Annotated in this window: 17 protein-coding genes and 1 other RNA gene; 10 read left to right on the forward strand and 8 right to left on the reverse strand. The window is 53.8% G+C overall.

Annotated elements, in window-relative coordinates; translation table 11 throughout:
* Positions 1-9: 9 nt before the first annotated feature.
* From BIY29_RS09120 to fepD, 3 genes are read right to left on the reverse strand one after another with little or no spacing between them, the layout of a single operon-like run.
* On the reverse strand, positions 10-807 hold the full coding sequence (locus BIY29_RS09120; protein WP_121574830.1) for an ABC transporter ATP-binding protein: 798 nt from the start codon (positions 805-807) through the stop codon (positions 10-12).
* A 22-nt stretch (positions 808-829) separates the two neighbouring features.
* Positions 830-1,861, reverse strand: coding sequence for an iron-enterobactin ABC transporter permease (fepG, locus tag BIY29_RS09125; protein ID WP_121574831.1), 1,032 nt, complete (start codon positions 1,859-1,861; stop codon positions 830-832).
* A 10-nt stretch (positions 1,862-1,871) separates the two neighbouring features.
* On the reverse strand, positions 1,872-2,915 hold the full coding sequence (gene fepD / locus BIY29_RS09130) for a Fe(3+)-siderophore ABC transporter permease (protein WP_240630059.1): 1,044 nt from the start codon (positions 2,913-2,915) through the stop codon (positions 1,872-1,874).
* Positions 2,916-3,092: 177 nt separating this feature from the next.
* Here fepD and entS point away from each other — a divergent pair, with 177 nt between their 5' ends.
* Positions 3,093-4,388, forward strand: a complete 1,296-nt coding sequence (gene entS, locus BIY29_RS09135) for an enterobactin transporter EntS (RefSeq protein ID WP_121574832.1) — start codon at positions 3,093-3,095, stop codon at positions 4,386-4,388.
* Between the two features lie 61 nt (positions 4,389-4,449).
* Here entS and fepB read toward each other — a convergent pair whose 3' ends face one another.
* Together fepB and BIY29_RS09145 are read right to left on the reverse strand one after the other, a co-directional pair.
* Positions 4,450-5,466, reverse strand: a complete 1,017-nt coding sequence (gene fepB / locus BIY29_RS09140) for a Fe2+-enterobactin ABC transporter substrate-binding protein (protein WP_121574833.1) — start codon at positions 5,464-5,466, stop codon at positions 4,450-4,452.
* Positions 5,467-5,561: 95 nt separating this feature from the next.
* The gene (locus BIY29_RS09145; protein WP_121574834.1) at positions 5,562-6,215 is read right to left on the reverse strand and encodes a YtjB family periplasmic protein; all 654 of its coding nucleotides are present in this window, start codon (positions 6,213-6,215) and stop codon (positions 5,562-5,564) included.
* A 164-nt stretch (positions 6,216-6,379) separates the two neighbouring features.
* Here BIY29_RS09145 and serB point away from each other — a divergent pair, with 164 nt between their 5' ends.
* The 3 genes from serB to nadR all read left to right on the forward strand — a co-directional run bounded on the left by serB (position 6,380) and on the right by nadR (position 10,166).
* Complete coding sequence (gene serB, locus BIY29_RS09150) at positions 6,380-7,357, forward strand: phosphoserine phosphatase (protein ID WP_121574835.1); 978 nt, start codon at positions 6,380-6,382, stop codon at positions 7,355-7,357.
* A gap of 17 nt (positions 7,358-7,374) precedes the next feature.
* On the forward strand, positions 7,375-8,760 hold the full coding sequence (gene radA, locus BIY29_RS09155; protein WP_121574836.1) for a DNA repair protein RadA: 1,386 nt from the start codon (positions 7,375-7,377) through the stop codon (positions 8,758-8,760).
* A 149-nt stretch (positions 8,761-8,909) separates the two neighbouring features.
* Positions 8,910-10,166, forward strand: a complete 1,257-nt coding sequence (gene nadR / locus BIY29_RS09160; protein WP_121574837.1) for a multifunctional transcriptional regulator/nicotinamide-nucleotide adenylyltransferase/ribosylnicotinamide kinase NadR — start codon at positions 8,910-8,912, stop codon at positions 10,164-10,166.
* Here the strand turns inward: nadR and BIY29_RS09165 are convergent.
* From BIY29_RS09165 to zapA, 3 genes are all read right to left on the reverse strand, one after another.
* Positions 10,138-10,752 carry a 5-formyltetrahydrofolate cyclo-ligase gene (locus BIY29_RS09165; RefSeq protein WP_121574838.1) on the reverse strand — a complete coding sequence of 205 codons (615 nt, stop codon included), beginning with the start codon at positions 10,750-10,752 and terminating at the stop codon, positions 10,138-10,140. The two genes, nadR and BIY29_RS09165, sit on opposite strands and share 29 nt — an antisense overlap.
* A 46-nt stretch (positions 10,753-10,798) precedes the next feature.
* Positions 10,799-10,982, reverse strand: a non-coding RNA gene (ssrS, locus tag BIY29_RS09170) — 6S RNA.
* 73 nt (positions 10,983-11,055) lie between these two features.
* Positions 11,056-11,385, reverse strand: a complete 330-nt coding sequence (zapA, locus tag BIY29_RS09175; RefSeq protein ID WP_121574860.1) for a cell division protein ZapA — start codon at positions 11,383-11,385, stop codon at positions 11,056-11,058.
* 187 nt (positions 11,386-11,572) lie between these two features.
* Here zapA and BIY29_RS09180 point away from each other — a divergent pair, with 187 nt between their 5' ends.
* The 6 genes from BIY29_RS09180 to BIY29_RS09205 all read left to right on the forward strand — a co-directional run bounded on the left by BIY29_RS09180 (position 11,573) and on the right by BIY29_RS09205 (position 19,200).
* Positions 11,573-12,157, forward strand: a complete 585-nt coding sequence (locus tag BIY29_RS09180) for a YecA/YgfB family protein (protein ID WP_121574839.1) — start codon at positions 11,573-11,575, stop codon at positions 12,155-12,157.
* Between the two features lie 50 nt (positions 12,158-12,207).
* A complete protein-coding gene (pepP, locus tag BIY29_RS09185; protein ID WP_121574840.1) occupies positions 12,208-13,527 on the forward strand; it encodes a Xaa-Pro aminopeptidase in 1,320 nt (439 codons plus the stop codon).
* 18 nt (positions 13,528-13,545) lie between these two features.
* Positions 13,546-14,724 carry a 2-octaprenyl-6-methoxyphenyl hydroxylase gene (gene ubiH / locus BIY29_RS09190; RefSeq protein ID WP_121574841.1) on the forward strand — a complete coding sequence of 393 codons (1,179 nt, stop codon included), beginning with the start codon at positions 13,546-13,548 and terminating at the stop codon, positions 14,722-14,724.
* 24 nt (positions 14,725-14,748) lie between these two features.
* Positions 14,749-15,993, forward strand: a complete 1,245-nt coding sequence (gene ubiI, locus BIY29_RS09195; protein WP_121574842.1) for an FAD-dependent 2-octaprenylphenol hydroxylase — start codon at positions 14,749-14,751, stop codon at positions 15,991-15,993.
* Between the two features lie 398 nt (positions 15,994-16,391).
* Entirely contained in the window at positions 16,392-17,717 is a 1,326-nt protein-coding gene (locus BIY29_RS09200; protein WP_121574843.1) for an APC family permease, read from the forward strand.
* A 940-nt stretch (positions 17,718-18,657) separates the two neighbouring features.
* On the forward strand, positions 18,658-19,200 hold the full coding sequence (locus tag BIY29_RS09205; protein ID WP_121574844.1) for a YagU family protein: 543 nt from the start codon (positions 18,658-18,660) through the stop codon (positions 19,198-19,200).
* The last annotated feature ends 95 nt before the right edge of the window (positions 19,201-19,295 follow it).

The raw sequence follows: 19,295 nt of genomic DNA on the forward strand, positions 1-19,295 counted from the left end.
TGTCCGGCCCTACGGGGCCGGATGATAGCGTCCGCAGGGCACAATCAGCGGCGTATGGGAAACCGGGTCGTCAATAATTACGCATGACATACCGAATACCTGCTTCACCAGGTCGGTACTAATGATCTCAGCCGGTTTACCCTGAGTGACAACCTGCCCGGCGCTCATCACAATCAGATGGTCGGCATAGCGGCACGCCTGATTGAGATCGTGCAGTACGGCGATCAACGTGCGCCCGTGTTGCTGGTTCAACAAACGAAAAAGATCGAGCAGTTCAATCTGGTGGGCGATATCCAGCCAGGTTGTCGGCTCATCCAGCAGCAACAGCGGAGTTTGCTGGGCCAGTACCATGGCGATCCAGACGCGCTGACGCTGACCGCCAGAAAGTTCATCCACGCTGCGTTCAGCCAGCTCGCTGACATTGGTGGCGATCATCGCCTGCTCCACTGCGTTCCGATCCGCCTGACTCCATTGACGAAGTAATGTCTGATGAGGATAACGACCGCGGGCAACCAGATCGGCCACCGTGATGTTATCCGGCACAATCGCCTGCTGCGGCAACAGGCCGATCTGACGGGCCAGCGCCTTAGTGGGGATGTGCTGGATGTTTTTACCCTCCAGCAACACCTCCCCCGCCAACGGTTTAAGCAGCCGACACAACGCCCTTAACAGTGTGGATTTACCACAGGCATTGGGGCCGATAATCACGCTGAATTGGTTGTCGGGGATCGTGACGCTCAACCCCTCGGCAATGATTTTTTTGTCATAAGCCAATGTCAGATTCGATGCGTGCAAGAGGTGCGTCATGGCTATTGTACTCTTTTGACGGTTAACGGCGTGATTCACGAATAAGCAGCCAGATCAGGTAAATGCCCCCGATGCTGACGGTAACCGCGCCCACCGGGAGTTGTACCCCGGCAAAGGTGTGTTGAGCGGTGATATCAGCCGACAGCAGCAAAATAGCCCCGATCATGGCTGACGAAAATAACGGCACTGAGCTGGCCTGGGTTAAACGACGGGCAATTTGCGGCGCAGCCAGCGCAATAAAGGAGATCGGGCCAGCCGTCGCCGTCACCACCGCGATCAAAATGACGCCGAGCAGCATTAGCCACAGTCGGCTGGCTTCCGCGTTAACCCCCAGCGCCCGTGCGCTGTCATCTCCCATTTCCAACAGTTGCAGACGTTTTCCCATCAGCAGCGCCGCCATGATGACGACAGGAACAATCGCCACGGCGGGCTGTCCTTTTGCCCAGGTAACGCCGTTTAACGATCCCGTTCCCCACAACCTGGCAGTCATGGCGCTCTCCAGCGATCCGGTAATGATCAGCCAGGTATTAAACGCAGCCAGTATTGCGCTTACCGCAATACCGACAATGATCAGGCGAAACCCCACAATACCTTCACGCCATGCCAGCAGATAGACCACCACCGCAGTAATGATGCCGCCGGTTACCGCACCGCTGGCAATTTGATAGTAACCGCCGTTGAGCAAAATAATGGTGACTAACGCGCCGGTATAAGCCCCGCTGCTAAAGCCGATGATGTCAGGGCTGCCCAGCGGGTTACGGATAATGGACTGAAAAATCGCCCCGCTGACCCCCAAACCCGCTCCCAGCAGCAAAGCCATCACCGCCCGCGGGGCTCGCCACTGGGTAATCACGGTGACGATTCCCGGCTCTCCCTTACCGATTAACGCCTGCCAGACATCAAATGGCGATAATTGCAGCGTACCGAGACTGACGGCCAGGATAACCAGCAGCGCACAGGCGATAATCAGCAGGCTGTTAATCCACACCACGCGGCATGACAGCCGACCGCTTATCAACCCGAAAGGCGCATTAAGACTGAGCGTTTTGGTCATGCTATTTTCCTCAGGCTTTACGCTGGCGCACCAGCCAAATCAGTACCGGCGCGCCAATAAAGGCGGTGACAATGGAAACCCGCAGTTCGCCCGGCACCAACAGACGACCGGTAATATCCGCGCAAAGCAGCAGAATGGGCGCGAGCAGCAGAGAGTAAAGCAGGATCCAACGCTGATCCGGCCCCGCCCACCAGCGCGCAATATGCGGGATCATCAGGCCGACAAAAGCAATGGGGCCGACCAGCGCGGTGGCGGAACCGCACATTAGCATAATGGCAAGCATCGCCAGACAGCGAACCAGAATGACATTGGTTCCCAGCGCGGTTGCAATGTCTTCACCCATGTTGAGCGTATTCAGCGAACGGGCGGCCATCAGGGCCAGTACGCAGCCCAGGATAATCGTCGGCGTCACCAGCACGATATTGTGCATGGAACGGATATCCAGCGTACCAGCTTCCCAGATACGCAGTTGATCGAACGCTTCTGGATTAAGCAATGAGATCGAAGAGGTGATGCCGGTCAAGACAGCGCTTAAGGCCACGCCAGCAAGCGTCAGCCGGACTGGATTAATCCGTCCGCCGCTCATCGTGCCGATGATCCAGACCACAACACTGGTAATCAGTACGCCAGCCCAGGCAAAACCGAGCCAGGATGCCATGCCGGTAATACCAAACAGGGTGATGCCAAGTACAATGGCGAAGCTGGCTCCGGCGTTGACGCCCAGAATTCCGGGGTCGGCCAGCGGGTTGCGAGTCAACGCTTGTATTACCGCACCGGCGCCCCCCAGCGCCATGCCGGCAATAATGCCTGCCAACGTGCGGGGAAGCCGGGAGTTCAGAATGATGGTGCTGTCGGCATTGATAACTTGCCCCGTCAGGCTTAACCAAACGGTTTGCGCAGAAATTGACTTGGCGCCCAACATCAGGCTGGCGGCAGCCACTACCGCAATAATGCATAAACTGATCGCCACTCCAGACAGACGGCGTAAACGGTTACGACTGGCAAAAAAGGGAGCCAGACGTGCGGCATCATGGTGAGTCGGATGATGTGACATCCCCGATAGACATCCTCTGCAATAATTAAATGTATATGATTATTATTATCATTAACGTCAAGACCCAGCTATGGTAGCATGACTTTTTCATCAAATACATTGACATATACTGCGTGTTTGCTGGATTAACGTCTGGCTCATGCATCCGGCCAATTATTAATCTTTGTTTGGATAATCATGGCTAAATCATCCATCCTGCTTGATTTCAGCTTGCTGAAAAACAATGCGCATTTCCGTGCGATCTTCGTCGCCCGTATGTTGTCAGTCTTTGCGCTGGGTATGCTGGCTGTTGGGGTTCCGGTGCAGATCCAAACCATGACAGGCTCTACGCTTCAGGTGGGGATTGCCGTCGCCCTTGATGGCATCGGCATGTTCGTGGGGTTGATACTGGGAGGCGTGCTGGCGGATCGGTTCGATCGCCGCAAGCTGATCCTGTTTGCCCGTGGAACGTGCGGGTTGGGTTTTGTCGCACTGAGTATCAATGCCTTTGCCGACACGCCGTCACTGATTGCATTGTATGCGCTGGCCGCCTGGGACGGTTTTTTTGGCGCTCTGGGCATGACGGCGCTGATGGCGGCGATCCCGCTGCTGGTGGGACGAAAGAATCTTCCCGCCGCCGGAGCGTTGAGCATGTTAACCGTCAGACTCGGTGCTATTGTGTCACCGGCGTTGGGTGGGGTCATTATTGTTGCTGGCGGCGTAGGCTGGAATTTTGCCGTGGCCGCCGTAGGAACGCTGGCCACCCTGATCCCGCTGATGCGTTTGCCTGCCATGAAGCCGGAATATCAGGAACCGGAACATCCGTTACGGGCGCTGGCAAGCGGGGTTAAGTTTGTCTGCGCCCATAGCATCGTCGGCAGTGTGGTGCTGATTGGTATGCTGGTGAGCATCGTGGGCGCGATGCGCGTCCTTTTCCCTGCGCTGGCCAGCGATGCCTATCATGCCGGGCCGTCCGCCATCGGGCTGATGTATTCCGCGGTTCCTCTTGGCGCCATGATGGGCGCTTTCACCAGCGGCTGGGTGTCACGGGTTCAGAGACCGGGCAGGATCCTGTTGGGCTGCGCCATCGGGGCGTTTCTATCCGTAGCCTCGCTTGGACTGGCGGACAATATCATTCCTGCCTTGATCGCGCTGGTATGTTATGGCTACCTGAACGCGATTACGTCATTACTACAATTCACGTTAATCCAAAGCCATACACCGGATCACCTGCTGGGACGGGTAAACAGCCTGGGAACCGCGCAGGATGTGACGGGGGATTCAATAGGGGCATTGGGACTGGGGGTAATGGGAAAAGTATTAACCCCGGTGATAAGCATTCTGTCATTCGGCGCCGCCGCCGCGCTGTTATGCATGCTGCTGGCCGCCTGCATCCGTCCGTTGCGGCATTGTACGTTTGGCGATCCGGCGTTATTGCGTAAAACGGATACACCACCCTCAGGCGAGGACAACGAACCCGCCCGCCAGCCCTGATACAACGTCTTTCACACCACGGACGCCGGTTACTGCACCCGCAGACACCGGCGGGCTGCCTCTATGGCGCAGCGAAATGTCGCTCAATATTGTCGAGCATATTGCTGGCGCTGTAATAGTCCAGCCGGAAGGTATCAACCCCCATCGCCCAGACATGATGTTGTATCACCGGCCCCAGGTGACTGAGGAACGGATTGGCCATTACGTCGCTGATAATAGTGTCATCAGCAGAAAACAACAGCAGGCTTTTACCATTCAGGCTGTCCGCCAAATTTTCGCCGGAAATCTGCACAATATCCTGACGCTTACCCTGTTTGGTTTCCGTTTTTATATCCTCAGGCAGAGTGGCAAGCTGAAAGCCCAGTTCAGTAAGCAACTGCCCCTGGGCCGATGCCTTCGTCCAAATATTCACACCGCGCCCGTCTTCATAGTAGACCAGAGCGGATACCGGTTGCGGTGGTAGGATAATCGCCTGCTTTACCGCCTGCACCCGCTGTTCAAACTCGGTGTTCACCCGCTCGGCATCCGCTTCATGCCCGGTGATATCCCCCAATTGCCGGGCCAACTGCTGCCAGCTTTTATCACCGTAATCAATCACCAGCGTCGGGGCAATGACCGCCAGTTGATCATACAACTTCAGGGCAGAATCACCGCCAGTGGCGGCGATAACGATCAGATCGGGAGCGAGCGCGGCAACCGCCTCAGCATTGGGTTCCGTAATATAAAGCGGCTTTACGCCGCGCTCCGTGGCGACTTTACTCCATTGGGAGAAAAAGCCCTGACTATCGGCAACAGATGCGCTAGGGCTGGTCGCGCCGGTGCCGACGACGGGCGCGTTTATCGCCAATAATGTACCGGTGATCGTCACGCTGGTTGACACAATGCGCTGCGGCGGAGCAGACAACGTCAGCGGCCCTTTAACAGTCTGAACGGTACGCGGCCAGCCGTCATGCCGGGGCTGAGTGGATACGGTCGAGGAAACCTCATTATTGTCGCAACCATTGGCGATAACGGCCAGCAATGCGCTGCATGTTATGATAATTATTCTGCGAACAAGGGTATTTAACGTACCGTACATAACCGTATTGCTCCTCCCGAAACGGACATCAGGTAAGTAAAAGTGCCAGCGAGCTTAACGGTAGCCTGCCAGAGATACAATATAAGGGACACAGCCTAATCCGCGCTGGCGTCATTCTCCACGCCATCATCTTCTTTTACCGGCTTACTGGCGGTCAGCAGATAGGGCGACTGCTGCCAGCGTGTGCGACGGTTCTGCAACAGGGTGCGGGTCAGGATGATGCCGATAGCCAGCGATAGCAGAATCATTAAACGCAGAATGTTGGTGGTGTTATCAACCTGTTTGGCTTCGGTTCCCAGCACATGCGTATCGAGTGTGATACGCAGAAAACCTATCGGGCCGTCTTTTCCCTCAATCGACTGCACCAGTTGATGATTAAAGTAACTGCCCACCCGATTCCCATCCAATGCCAGACGGTCCCGGAGCTGAACCTGCTCGCCGGCGCGAGCAATCAGCGACCCATCCTGCTGATAAATACCGGCATCCAGAATACGGCTATGCTCGGTGAGTTGCCTGAGTATATTATTAATTTTCTGGCTGTTGTCATCAGCGCTTTCCATCAGTGGAGAGAGACTGTACGCCACCTGCCTGGTCAAGGTGCGCGCCAGATCTTCAACCTGCTCAGAACGCGCCATCTGGTGACTCAGGCTGAAATAGGAAGCGCCCTGCATCAGCATCACCAGCAGGGCCAAGCAAATCAGCACAATGGCTGTACGATGTAGGCGAAATTTTACCCGAGCCCGAACCATGATAATCCTTACGTGATTTGGATACTTTATGTTGCCAGAAGCGCTGGCGATAGGATAGCTTGTTGCCCTGTTTTCCGACCAAAGTATTTGTGGCTGCCGGATGTACGCGTCGAACGGCGTGTAGTACCCAGCCACGTCATTACCGCTAGTAGAGGATCTGCCCCATGTCGAATAGTCTGACCTATTGTGATCTCCCGGATGAGATTAACCTTTGGCCCGGGCTGCCGCTATCATTGAGCGGTAATGAAGTGATGCCACTCGATTACCGCGCCGGCGATACCGGTTGGTTGCTGTATGGCGACGTACTTGATAAGCATTTGCTCGCCCGTTATCAGCGCATCCTGGGGGCGGCAATGGTGATTGTCAGCGCGTGGAATGTGGGGAATTATCAGGTTGTCCGGCTGGCGGGTACGCTGACGCCACGTGCGACCCGGCTGGCGCATGAACTGAATTTGGATGTTGCGCTTATGAGCAACTCCCCTACCCTGCGGTCGCCGGGTTTGCTGGTGATGGATATGGATTCCACCGCCATTCAGATTGAATGCATTGATGAGATAGCCAAACTGGCCGGTACCGGCGATTTGGTTGCCGAAGTGACCGACCGGGCGATGCGAGGCGAGCTGGATTTTGCCGCCAGCCTGCGCCAACGAGTGGGAACATTAAAAGGCGCCGATGCGAATATTCTGCAAGAAGTACGCAAAACCCTGCCGCTGATGCCGGGGCTAACCAACATGGTCAGTCAACTTCAGCAAGCCGGTTGGCATGTCGCTATCGCTTCTGGCGGATTTACCTATTTTGCCGATTACCTGCGTGACAAGTTGGGCCTGGTTGCCGCCGTTGCCAACGAAATGGGGATGCGGGATGGTAAACTGACGGGGGAAGTCATCGGCCCTATTATCGATGCCAAATATAAAGCGGCCACGCTGTGCCAGTTGGCGGAAAAACTGAATATTCCCTTGCAGCAGACTGTTGCTATCGGTGACGGCGCCAACGATCTGCTGATGATCAAAGCCTCTGGTTTAGGCATTGCCTATCATGCCAAGCCGAAAGTCAACGAACAGTCAGTGGTGACGATCCGTCATGCTGATCTGACCGGCGTGTTGTGCATCCTCAGCGGCAGCATGAGATACGAAGATCGTTAATTCAACCGAGGTGATTCGTGGCAAAAGCAGTCAAACGCGCCTTTGTATGTAATGAATGTGGAGCAGATTACCCACGCTGGCAGGGACAGTGCAGCGCCTGTCATGCCTGGAACACCATTACTGAAGTTCGTCTGGCCGCGTCTGCCTCGCCCTCACGTTCCGATCGCCTGACGGGCTACGCCGGTGAAAGCGCCGGGATCAGCCGGGTGCAAAAGCTGTCAGAGATCAGTCTGGAGGCGTTACCGCGTTTTTCCACCGGCTTTCAGGAATTTGACCGGGTGCTCGGCGGCGGCGTGGTGCCGGGCAGCGCGATTTTGATCGGCGGCAACCCCGGCGCGGGGAAAAGCACCCTGCTGCTGCAAACGTTGTGCAAACTGTCTGAACAGATGAAAACCCTGTACGTTACCGGGGAGGAATCGTTACAACAGGTGGCCATGCGGGCACATCGACTTGGTTTGCCCGCCCACAACCTGAATATGCTGTCCGAAACCAGTATCGAACAGATTTGCCTGATCGCCGAGCAGGAACAACCGAAGCTGATGGTGATTGACTCTATTCAGGTCATGCACCTTGCCGATATTCAGTCTTCCCCCGGCAGCGTCGCGCAGGTGCGTGAAACCGCCGCCTATCTGACCCGTTTTGCCAAGACGCGCGGTGTCGCCATTATTATGGTCGGCCACGTTACTAAAGACGGCTCACTGGCCGGCCCGAAAGTGCTGGAGCACTGTATCGACTGTTCCGTGTTGCTGGATGGCGACGCCGATTCCCGTTTTCGCACCTTGCGCAGCCATAAAAACCGTTTCGGCGCCGTCAACGAGTTGGGCGTCTTTGCCATGACCGAACAGGGACTGCGTGAAATCAGTAACCCTTCGGCGATTTTCCTCAGCCGCGGCGACGAAATTACCTCCGGCAGTTCAGTGATGGTGGTGTGGGAAGGTACGCGTCCGCTGCTGGTGGAAATTCAGGCGCTGGTGGATCAGTCGATGATGGCCAACCCACGCCGGGTGGCGGTCGGGCTGGAACAAAACCGTCTGGCGATCCTGCTGGCGGTGCTGCATCGTCATGGCGGTTTGCAGATGTCGGATCAGGATGTGTTCGTCAACGTGGTGGGGGGCGTTAAAGTGACGGAAACCAGCGCCGACCTGGCGCTGTTGCTGTCGCTGGTGTCCAGCCTGCGCGATCGTCCGTTGCCCCAGGATCTGGTGGTATTTGGCGAGGTGGGGCTGGCGGGGGAAATCCGCCCGGTGCCCAGCGGTCAGGAGCGCATTGCTGAAGCGGCCAAGCATGGCTTTAAACGCGCCATTGTGCCGCACGCCAACATGCCGAAAAAACCCCTGACCAACATGCAGGTTTTTGGCGTCAAAAAGCTGGCGGATGCGCTGGATATTCTCAACGATCTGTAAAAAATCGCCGGGAGCGATTTTTAACGTCGCGCAGCGACGGCCCACAGGGCGAGTCTCATGGATGAGACGAGTAAAAAATCTCCAGGTACTGCAATTGATCCAACACGCTGTGCTATCTTGTTTAGTACGCTAAACAAGAGTGTTGGACGATGTCACCATTCGATTATCTGAAATCCGCCATCCGGCAAAAAGGCTGTACCTTACAACAGGTCGCTGATGCGACAGATATGACCAAGGGTTATCTCAGCCAGTTACTCAATGCCAAAATAAAAAGCCCCAGCGCGCAGAAACTTGAAGCGCTGCACCGTTTCCTGGGGCTGGAATTTCCCCGGCATGAAAAAAAGATTGGCGTCGTCTTCGGCAAGTTTTATCCCCTGCACACCGGGCACATCTATCTGATCCAGCGTGCCTGTAGCCAGGTGGATGAACTGCACGTCATTTTGGGCTTTGACGAACCACGCGACCGGCTACTGTTTGAGAACAGCTCTATGTCGCAACAGCCTACCGTCAGCGATCGCCTGCGCTGGTTGTTACAAACTTTTAAGTATCAGAAAAATATTCGTATCCACGCCTTTAACGAACAGGGGATGGAACCTTACCCGCACGGCTGGGACGTGTGGAGCAAAGGTATTCAGGCTTTTATGCAGGAGAAAAGCATCGAGCCTAACTTTGTGTATACCAGTGAAGAGCAGGATGCGCCGCAATACCGCGAACAGTTGGGTATAGAAACGGTATTGATCGACCCTAAGCGCTCATTTATGAGCATCAGCGGCTCCCATATCCGTCACGATCCTTTCCGCTACTGGGATTATATCCCGACCGAAGTAAAACCCTTCTTTGTGCGCACCGTGGCCATTCTCGGCGGCGAATCCAGCGGTAAATCCACGCTGGTCAACAAACTGGCAAACATTTTCAACACCACCAGCGCCTGGGAATATGGCCGCGACTATGTGTTCTCCCATCTGGGTGGCGACGAAATGGCATTGCAATATTCCGACTATGACAAGATCGCGCTGGGGCAGGCACAGTACATTGATTTCGCGGTCAAATACGCCAATAAAGTGGCCTTTATCGATACTGATTTCGTCACCACGCAGGCGTTCTGCAAAAAGTATGAAGGCCGCGAACATCCGTTTGTTCAGGCGCTCATCGCTGAATACCGTTTTGATCTGGTTATCCTGCTGGAAAACAACACGCCGTGGGTGGCAGACGGATTACGCAGTCTGGGCAGTACAGCCGCACGTGCGGCGTTTCAGGATCTGCTCAAGAGCATGTTGGCAGAGAACAACATCCCCTATGTTTATGTCCAGGAGTCAGACTACGACACGCGTTTTCTGCGCTGTATTGAACTGGTGCAGCAAATGCTGGGGCATGATCTCACCAGCGCCAGCAGCGTGTCGGGGTGATAATTTCCGGCAGTGGGATGTCCCAGCTTTCCACCGGCAGCATATCAACCTGCTGGCAATCATGGGCCAGCCCGATAGGATAAGGCCCGCGCTGTGGCCAGTGCTGCAAGGTTCGGTCATAGAAACCGCCCCCCATTCCCAGCCGTTGCCCCCGGCTGTCAAAAGCCACCAGCGGCGTCAGCAGAACATCCAACTGTTGCAGAGGCAATACCTGACGCACGTCCAGCCGGGGTTCTAAAATTTTCAGCCGATTCAGCACCAGCGTGGTATCAGGCGCATAGCGCAGGAACAGCAAATTCCCCGCGCTGAAAGGATGTAAAACCGGCAGATAAACCCGTTTGCCCTGTTGCCAAAACCGTTGAATCAACGGTTGGGTATCCAGTTCACCATCAAAGGATAAAAACACCGCGACGCTTTCAGCCTGCTCTATTTTTTGATGCGCCAACACCTGTCCCAGCACCTGTTGAGCGAACAATGCCTGCTGCTCTGCACTGAGCTGACGACGGCGTTGACGCACATCCCGGCGGATTTGCCGACGACGTTGCGCGAAACAGAGTGACGGTATGGATGATGGAATCGGCTGCATACAAAATAGGGGGTAATGACCGTGAATGATCACGCGTGAAAGAAAGGGGATCTCCGAGATGCCGCCGCAGGCTGTAACCCTTGAACCCTTGGTTCAAGGTGAACATAACGTCGCAGTCTTAAGGCTCCTCGGACGAACCGAGTATGCTCACCAACCACGGAGCGTTACATTCTGTTGGTTTGAAATATCGGCTCAGGGGACTGGCCCGCTGACAAACACCTCAGAGAAATTTTATTCGTTACTCGCAGCAAACCTTATCACGTCTTACCGCGTAAAAACACCGGACTTTTGCCAAAACCGGACTCACTCAAACTGCGCGCCCTGGCGATCCGTGATACGTCCCTGCTCCAACAATGCCTGTTCGATAGTCTGTTGCAGCATACGGATACGCTGCTCCATGTTAGAGGCATAATCACGGGTTTTCCCCCGTTCCTGCGCCAGTTCATGGCACACATTCAGCGCGGCGATGAACACTAGTTGCTCTGTGTTTGTGACTTTAGTGCGAACTTTAAGATCTTGCAATCGCTGGTTAAGATCTTCCGCAGCCTGATTCAACGCATCTTGTTGTTCTGGCGGGCAATTGACTCTTAACGAACGGCCAAAAATCTGAATATCTACGGGTTGTGCAGACATACCACCTTCCTGCCTTATTTCGTTTTCGCGCCCGCATGGGACAAATCCTGCGCTGCCTGGCAGCGGCCAGTTAAGGCGGGCGCCACTATATATATCCAAAATATAAGATACAAGCCCTTTCTGGTATAGAGACGGAGCTTGGTGGTAGCATAACACGAACCAATCCTGCCAACGACGACGAATGCGCATGTCTATAGAGAATACGTTTCCAGGCTATGAAACCCTGGACCAATTGCTGCACCAGCAGCAGATCGCACTAACCGCCGCAGAAATGCACGGTTTGATCAGCGGTATGCTGTGTGGCGGCAATCATGACGACAGTTGGAGAACCCTGGTTTTTGAGCTGGCAAACGAAGGCATGGCCTTTCCACAGACGCTGTCTCAGCCCCTTCATCATCTGTATCAGGTCACGCGCGAAACGCTTGAAGATGAGGGTTTTATGTTTCAGCTTTTCCTGCCGGATGACAACAACGAGTCGGTCACGGTTTTTGACCGGGCTGATGCGCTGTCGGGTTGGGTAAACCATTTTTTGCTGGGATTGGGCGTGGTTCAGCCCCGGCTGAATAAGGCGCAAGGTGAGTTGAAAGAAGCCATTGATGATTTACGTAACATCGCCCAGCTTGGCTATGACGAAGATGAAGATCAGGAAGAGCTGGAGCAATCCCTTGAAGAAGTGATCGAATATGTACGCGTCTCTGCCATTTTGTGCCATAACGAATTCATGAGCCAGCCGGTTATCGAACCAGAGCAGAAGAAACCGACACTGCATTAATGCCTGGATAAAAAAGGTATTTCACACAGCACGCTTTTCAGGAGCAGGAGATGAATCAACAAGAATTCCTTCGCCGCCGTCAGACACTGCTGGAGAAAATGGCGCCAGCCAGTGTCGCGATTATTTTTTCTGCACCCGAAGCGACGCGCAGCGCCGACAGTGATTACCCTTACCGCCAAAACAGCGACTTCTGGTATTTCACCGGTTTTAACGAGCCAGAAGCGGTTCTGCTGTTGATTAAAAGCGATGAAAAGCATCAACATAGCGTAATTTTCAACCGGGTTCGCGATCTGACGGCTGAAATCTGGTTTGGCCGTCGGCTTGGGCAAGATGCCGCCCCGGCGGCGCTTGGTATTGATCGGGCGCTACCCTTTGATGAAATCAATACCCAATTGCCGGTACTGTTGAACGGTCTGGACGTGATCTATCACGCTCAGGGTCAGTACGACTATGCCGACAAGCTGGTGTTCGCTGCGTTAGCGCTACTACGCGGCGGGGCACGTCAGGGTTTTATCACCCCGCCAACGCTGACGGACTGGCGTCCGTGGGTACATGACATGCGGTTATTTAAATCACCGGCAGAAATTAGCCTGATGCGCCGTGCAGGTGAGATCACCGCCCTGGCGCATACGCGAGCGATGCAAACCTGTCGCCCCGGAATGTTCGAGTACCAGCTCGAAGGGGAAATTCATCATGAATTCACCCGTCACGGCGCACGCTACCCGTCTTATAACACCATCGTCGGCAGCGGCGATAACGCCTGTATCCTGCACTACACTGAAAATGAAACCCAGATGCGTGACGGCGACCTGGTGCTGATTGACGCCGGGTGCGAATATCAAGGGTATGCGGGCGATATTACCCGGACATTTCCGGTCAACGGCAAGTTCACCGCACCGCAGCGCGCCATTTATGACATCGTGCTCCGTTCGCAGCTAAGGGCGCTGGCGCTGTTTGCCCCAGGCCGCAGCATCCATGAGGTCAATAATGAAGTCGTTCGGGTTATGATCGCCGGGCTGATTAAGCTGGGTATCATGAAAGGTGAAATTGAACAGTTGATATCTGAACAGGCGCACCGTCAGTTCTTTATGCATGGACTGAGCCACTGGCTTGGACTGGACGTACACGACGTCGGCGATTATGGCTCAACCGATCGCGGTCGTCCGCTCGAACCCGGCATGGTGCTTACGGTGGAACCCGGCTTGTATATTGCCCCCGATGCCAACGTTCCCCAGCAATACCGGGGGATCGGTATCCGTATCGAAGATGACATTCTCATCACCGAAAACGGTAACGAAAATCTGACCGCCGGCGTCGTGAAAGACGCCGAGGCCATTGAAGCCTTAATGGCGCAAGCCGTTGGACAATAACCCTCAGGATAACAACGAATGACGGTAATGATTGTCGGGGGAGGCATGGCTGGCGCGACGCTGGCGCTGGCGATATCAACGCTTTCGCAAGGGAAAGTGCCGGTTGAACTGGTTGAAGCGACGCCGCCCTTTGATCGCCAACATCCGGGCTTTGACGCACGCGCGATAGCCTTGTCGGAAGGAACCTGCCAGCAGCTGGAGAATATCGGTATCTGGCAGGCGCTGGCAGGCTGTTCCACCGCGATAATCAACATACACGTCAGCGACCGAGGTCACGCGGGTTTCGTTAATCTGCAAGCCTCGGACTATCGCGTTCCGGCACTGGGTCATGTGGTTGAATTGCACGAGGCCGGGCAACGGCTATTCTCGCTGCTGCAACAGGCTCCTGGCGTTCGTCTGCACTGTCCGGCTAAGGTCGTTGCGGTCGCCCGGACGCAAACCGACGCCACCTTAACGCTGGATAATGGCGCTCAACTAACGGGCCAATTGCTGGTCGCCGCCGACGGTTCACACTCCAGGCTGGCGCAATCCTGCGGCATCCAATGGCAACAGCAGGATTATGATCAAATCGCCGTCATCGCCAATGTCACCACATCTCAGCCGCACCAGGGCCGTGCGTTTGAACGCTTTACGCCCTACGGGCCGCTGGCGCTGTTGCCGATGAGCAAATCCCGCAGCGCACTGGTATGGTGCCACGCGCAACACCAGCAGGCACAGGTCGATGGCTGGGACGAAGCCGAATTCCGCCGTCAGTTACAACGGGCGTTTGGCTGGCGTCTGGGCGCATTCACCCATATTGGCGAACGTCGCAGCTATCCGCTACGGTTACTGACCGCCAATCGGCATATTCACCATCGGCTGGCGTTGGTGGGCAATGCGGCGCAGACGCTGCACCCGATCGCCGGACAAGGTTTCAATCTGGGTCTGCGGGATGTCATGTCGCTGGCGGAAACCGTGGTCGATGCGGTGAACAACCAGCAGGATCCGGGCGGCTATGCGGTACTCAGCCGTTATCAGCAGCGCCGCCAGCCCGATCAACATACCACAGTGGCTATTACCGATGGTCTGGTCAGGCTTTTCGCCAATAGCTATTTCTCATTGGAGATTGGCCGCAATCTGGGTCTGATGGCCATGAATACCCTGCCGATGCTGCGCGATACGCTTGCCCGCCGTACGCTGGGCTGGGTGGATCGTTAACTGGACATAACAGGAAGAACATCTATGCAATCATTCGACGTGGTTATTGCCGGCGGCGGCATGGTCGGTCTGGCGCTGGCCTGCGGCTTGCAAGGCAGCGGATTGCGCATTGCCGTACTGGAACAGCAGCCGGTCGAAATCCCTCCACCTGGGAAAACATATGCGCTGCGGGTATCGGCAATCAATGCCGCCAGCGAATGTCTGCTGCGCCATCTGGGCGTGTGGGAAAACCTTGTGGCGCAGCGTGTCAGCCCCTACAACCATATGCACGTCTGGGATAAAGACAGTTTTGGCAAAATCAGCTTCAGCGGTGAAGAATTTGGTTTTTCCCATCTGGGCCATATTATTGAAAACCCGGTCATTCAGCAGGCGCTGTGGCAACGGGCTTGCCAAATGAGCGATATTACCCTGCTGGCGCCCGCCGCATTGAAACAGGTTGCCTGGGGGGAAAACGAAGCATTTATTACCCTACAGGATGACAGCATGATGACCGCCCGGTTGGTGGTCGGCGCGGACGGTGCGCATTCCTGGCTGCGTCAACATGCCGATATTCCACTGACCTTCTGGGATTACGGCCATCATGCGCTGATCGCCAGCGTCCGTACCGCGTCGCCACATCAGTCGGTGGCGCGTCAGGTATTCCACGGTGACGGCATTCTCGCTTTTCTGCCACTGGGCGATCCGCATCTCAGCTCGATTGTCTGGTCACTGCCGCCTGATCAGGCACAGGCCATGCTGACGTTGCCGGTCAGAAAATTCAACCAGCAGTTGGCAATAGCGTTCGATACCCGGCTGGGGCTGTGCGAGCTTGAAAGCGAACGGCAAACCTTTGCGTTAATGGGGCGCTATGCCCGCAGTTTTGCCGCTCACCGGCTGGTACTGATCGGTGATGCCGCCCACACCATCCATCCTCTGGCGGGCCAGGGCGTCAACCTGGGTTTTATGGATGTGGCGGAATTGATTGCCGAACTGAAGCGCCTGCAATCACAGGGTAAAGATATCGGCCAGCATCTCTATCTCAGGCGCTATGAACGTAAACGTAAGCACAGCGCCGCCGTGATGCTCGCCAGTATGCAGGGATTCCGTGAACTGTTTGAAGGTGGAAACCCGGCGAAAAAAATGCTGCGTGATGTCGGCCTGATACTGGCGGATAACCTGCCCGGCGTTAAACCAACCCTGGTGCGTCAGGCTATGGGGTTCAACGACTTACCCGACTGGCTGGAGTGGGAAAATAGTCAGCCCGCCTCTCATCAAACCCCAACACGTTAACCGTGTAGCGTAACTTCTTATTCCCCTCGGCAATGGGGCGAATGGATTCCTCTGATACCGGTTTCAGGTAGCAGGGGAACTCTCGCAAGGATCTGGCAAATCGGGTTATTTTCCATCATGTAAGCGGTTGGCCGTTCGGTTATTGCTCCAAAACACGGCACCTGAGATCTTTTTTGGTGCATCCGTTCTATTATTGCCATAGAAGGGTGCAACCGCCCCTCTCAGGGATAATATCCTTGCTTCTCCCAAAACAATTTTCATTTCCCAACTCACTGTTATTAATACGAATTACAACCAATCCAACATCTTATAAAAATTATCTGGCATGGTCTTTGCTGTTGGCATGGCCTTTGCTCAGAATATTTCAGACCGCCTTGCGTATTACATAAGGGGAATGTATGGAAGTAAAATCAATCAGTACTGCAAAACTCTCTCTCTGGCAGGTCGTGATCATCGGGATTGCCTACATGACCCCCATGACGGTGTTTGATACATTTGGCATTGTTTCAGACATTACCGAAGGCAGAGTTCCACTGGCATACTTAGTCGCGCTGGTTGCCGTACTGCTTACCGCCCTCAGCTACGGCAGGATGGTTCGTGCGTTTCCTGAAGCAGGCTCCGCTTATACCTATACCCGGAAAACATGCGGCAATCATGCCGGGTTTATGGTCGGCTGGTCCTCATTGCTGGACTATATGTTGCTGCCAATGATTAATTCGTTGCTGGCAGGCATTTACCTCAGATCGCTGTTCCCTGAGTTCCCATCCTGGATATGGATCGTTGGTTTCACCGCGCTGGTCACATTTATCAACTGCCGTAATATCAAGCTGCTGGCGAATCTTAATTTTCTATTTGTCGGTGCGCCGGTTATCCTGATGGGCGTTTTTATCTATCTGGTGATTCAGGGCGTCAGTCATCAATCAGGCAGCGAAGCCATCTGGACGCTAAAACCCCTGCTGAACGGCGATAACAGCATCATCCCGCTTATCAGCGGCGCCGCCGTACTTTGCTTCTCCTTCCTCGGTTTTGATGCCGTCACCACGTTATGTAATGAAAGCCATGAGCCACGCAAAACCATTCCGCGTGCGGTTTTCCTGACCGCCCTGATTGGTGGAGTGATTTTTTTCACCGCAGCCTGGTTTATTCAACTCTATTTCCCGACCAACGCCCGGTTTAAGAATCCTTCTGAGGCAATGCCGGAAATTGTACTGTATGTTGGCGGCGCTTTTTTTCAGTCCCTTTTTCTGGTCGCGATTTTGATTAATACTCTGGCTTCCGCGCTGGCCTCGCACGCAAGCGCTTCACGCCTGCTGCACATCATGGGCCGCGACGGTATTTTCCCTGGCTCGTTTTTCAGCTATCTGCACCCACGTTTTGGCAGCCCGGTATATTGCGTACTGTTTGTCGGCGGCCTGTCGATGAGCGCCGTCTTTTTCAGCCTGGATACTGCGGTATCGCTGATCAGTTTTGGTGCACTGGTGGCTTTTACCGCCGTGAATTTCTCCGTGATTGCCCTGTATGCCATCAGGGAAAGAAAACTCGCCACCGGGAAAGACAAATTATTCAACCTGATACTTCCCCTACTGGGCATGGGATCGATTGGCTTTATGTGGTTCAATCTGGATAAGGACTCAATGATCCTCGGCCTGATTTGGGCGGCCCTCGGCGTTGCATGGCTGGTCTGGTTTCGGATTACTAAAAGAGAGGTTGTTTTTTCATCATAAGATCGGGGCATTTATGGTCTGCATCGCGTGTTTACCCAGGCGAACAATAATTAACCAATTAGGTTGTGGTAGATAATTACAAAATATGTTTTTGGCAAATCTGAGTGGCAGTGTAACGCTGCCTTCACGCGTTTATTTTCAAGAATATTAATGGGGCGGATCAGGATAGGCGCCTGACAAAAACTAACCGATTTTAATCATCTGTTTTAAATATGCGCAAAATCGCACGGTTATTTTTTATTAAAACCTGGAAAATCGACAACTATTTCTCATATTCTTATTTAATTTACGTAGCAAAACCATTATTTTGAATAGTTATAACATTAAATATACCTTTCTCATTCCTTTCTAATTATACCTGAAAATTTACAAAAATATACATTTAGAAACAACAAATAACCACATCTGCGATAAGTGGTATCATTATTTTCACATTATATCTTGCCATATCATCAATATAAAATCGTACCTGTTTGTGGATAGGTGTATTATCACTGCCGGATAAGATCCTATACCCAATAGATTTCGAGATGCAGGAAGGCGGTAACCGAGAGAACCCCCAGGAGCTTACTCAAGTAAGTGACTGGGGTGAATGACAAATCTGCCAGGAGCAGATTTGAACGCTGCTCACAGCGGCCCCGAAGGGGCGAGGCCCACGGATGGGCCGAGTAACGCAGCCAACGCACCTGCAACTTGAAAGATGAAGGGTATATCCCGATAGGTATCACCGCTGTTAACCATTTGGATGCCACAGTTCTGCAACGCTCGTCGCTGAAAAGATGCGGGGCCGACACGAAAACGGCAAACAACACAGCACTATGTGGATTGGTTCTTAATCTATTTCAATCAACTCAACAATATCATTTTTGACCGGCTCTGACTCCAAACAGAATTTGTACGGAATTAAACCTGTTACCTGGTTATTTAAGGGAGAAATAGTATGCAGTTACGCACCACAAAGGAAAAAATCCTGCTGGCAATACTTGTCGGGATAATTGCCGGCCTTGTTTGCGCACTTGCCAAATTTGGCTGGGAAATACCGTTTCCACCAAGAACGCCTCTTCGGGATATGACTAACCCGCCACAGGAATTATTACAACAGCTCGGCATGTCTTATGAACTCTCGCACATTACCTATTTGTATAATGGCAACGCAAGACCAATCATGAGCTTTATCATGCACTTTGGTTTTTCTATTACTTTTGCCGTGCTGTATTGTGTTGCTGCTGAATTTTATCCAAAAATTAAACTCTGGCAGGGTGCTTTTTATGGTCTGGTCCTCCATGTTGTATTCCATATCGTGCTGCTGCCGCTGTTTGGCACCGTTCCGGCGCCATGGGATCAGCCATTTGCCGAGCATTTCTCTGAGCTTTTCGGCCATATGTTCTGTTTCTGGTTAGTCGAAATTGTCCGCCGCGACCTGCGCAATCGCATCACCCATGCGCCAGATGCGGAAGTCACTGAGGCTGAAGCCACACGCTGATTTCGCCGACTCTTCAACACCGGCCACCTCATCAGCAGATGGCCGTTTTTATCTTCCTGATATATTTTTTTAGCATTAAAAAGTATTTTTTGTGC

It is taken from the genome of Brenneria alni, from assembly GCF_003666245.1.
Lineage (GTDB): Bacteria > Pseudomonadota > Gammaproteobacteria > Enterobacterales > Enterobacteriaceae > Brenneria > Brenneria alni.

Excerpts from the sequence above, each read along its gene's own strand:
- BIY29_RS09120 (WP_121574830.1), bottom strand. The coding sequence starts at position 807 with ATGACGCACCTCTTGCACGCATCGAATCTGACATTGGCTTATGACAAA.
- fepG (WP_121574831.1), bottom strand. The coding sequence starts at position 1,861 with ATGACCAAAACGCTCAGTCTTAATGCGCCTTTCGGGTTGATAAGCGGT.
- fepD (WP_240630059.1), bottom strand. The coding sequence starts at position 2,915 with ATGTCACATCATCCGACTCACCATGATGCCGCACGTCTGGCTCCCTTT.
- entS (WP_121574832.1), top strand. The coding sequence starts at position 3,093 with ATGGCTAAATCATCCATCCTGCTTGATTTCAGCTTGCTGAAAAACAAT.
- fepB (WP_121574833.1), bottom strand. The coding sequence starts at position 5,466 with ATGTACGGTACGTTAAATACCCTTGTTCGCAGAATAATTATCATAACA.
- BIY29_RS09145 (WP_121574834.1), bottom strand. The coding sequence starts at position 6,215 with ATGGTTCGGGCTCGGGTAAAATTTCGCCTACATCGTACAGCCATTGTG.
- serB (WP_121574835.1), top strand. The coding sequence starts at position 6,380 with ATGTCGAATAGTCTGACCTATTGTGATCTCCCGGATGAGATTAACCTT.
- nadR (WP_121574837.1), top strand. The coding sequence starts at position 8,910 with ATGTCACCATTCGATTATCTGAAATCCGCCATCCGGCAAAAAGGCTGT.
- BIY29_RS09165 (WP_121574838.1), bottom strand. The coding sequence starts at position 10,752 with ATGCAGCCGATTCCATCATCCATACCGTCACTCTGTTTCGCGCAACGT.
- zapA (WP_121574860.1), bottom strand. The coding sequence starts at position 11,385 with ATGTCTGCACAACCCGTAGATATTCAGATTTTTGGCCGTTCGTTAAGA.
- BIY29_RS09180 (WP_121574839.1), top strand. The coding sequence starts at position 11,573 with ATGTCTATAGAGAATACGTTTCCAGGCTATGAAACCCTGGACCAATTG.
- pepP (WP_121574840.1), top strand. The coding sequence starts at position 12,208 with ATGAATCAACAAGAATTCCTTCGCCGCCGTCAGACACTGCTGGAGAAA.
- ubiH (WP_121574841.1), top strand. The coding sequence starts at position 13,546 with ATGACGGTAATGATTGTCGGGGGAGGCATGGCTGGCGCGACGCTGGCG.
- ubiI (WP_121574842.1), top strand. The coding sequence starts at position 14,749 with ATGCAATCATTCGACGTGGTTATTGCCGGCGGCGGCATGGTCGGTCTG.
- BIY29_RS09200 (WP_121574843.1), top strand. The coding sequence starts at position 16,392 with ATGGAAGTAAAATCAATCAGTACTGCAAAACTCTCTCTCTGGCAGGTC.
- BIY29_RS09205 (WP_121574844.1), top strand. The coding sequence starts at position 18,658 with ATGCAGTTACGCACCACAAAGGAAAAAATCCTGCTGGCAATACTTGTC.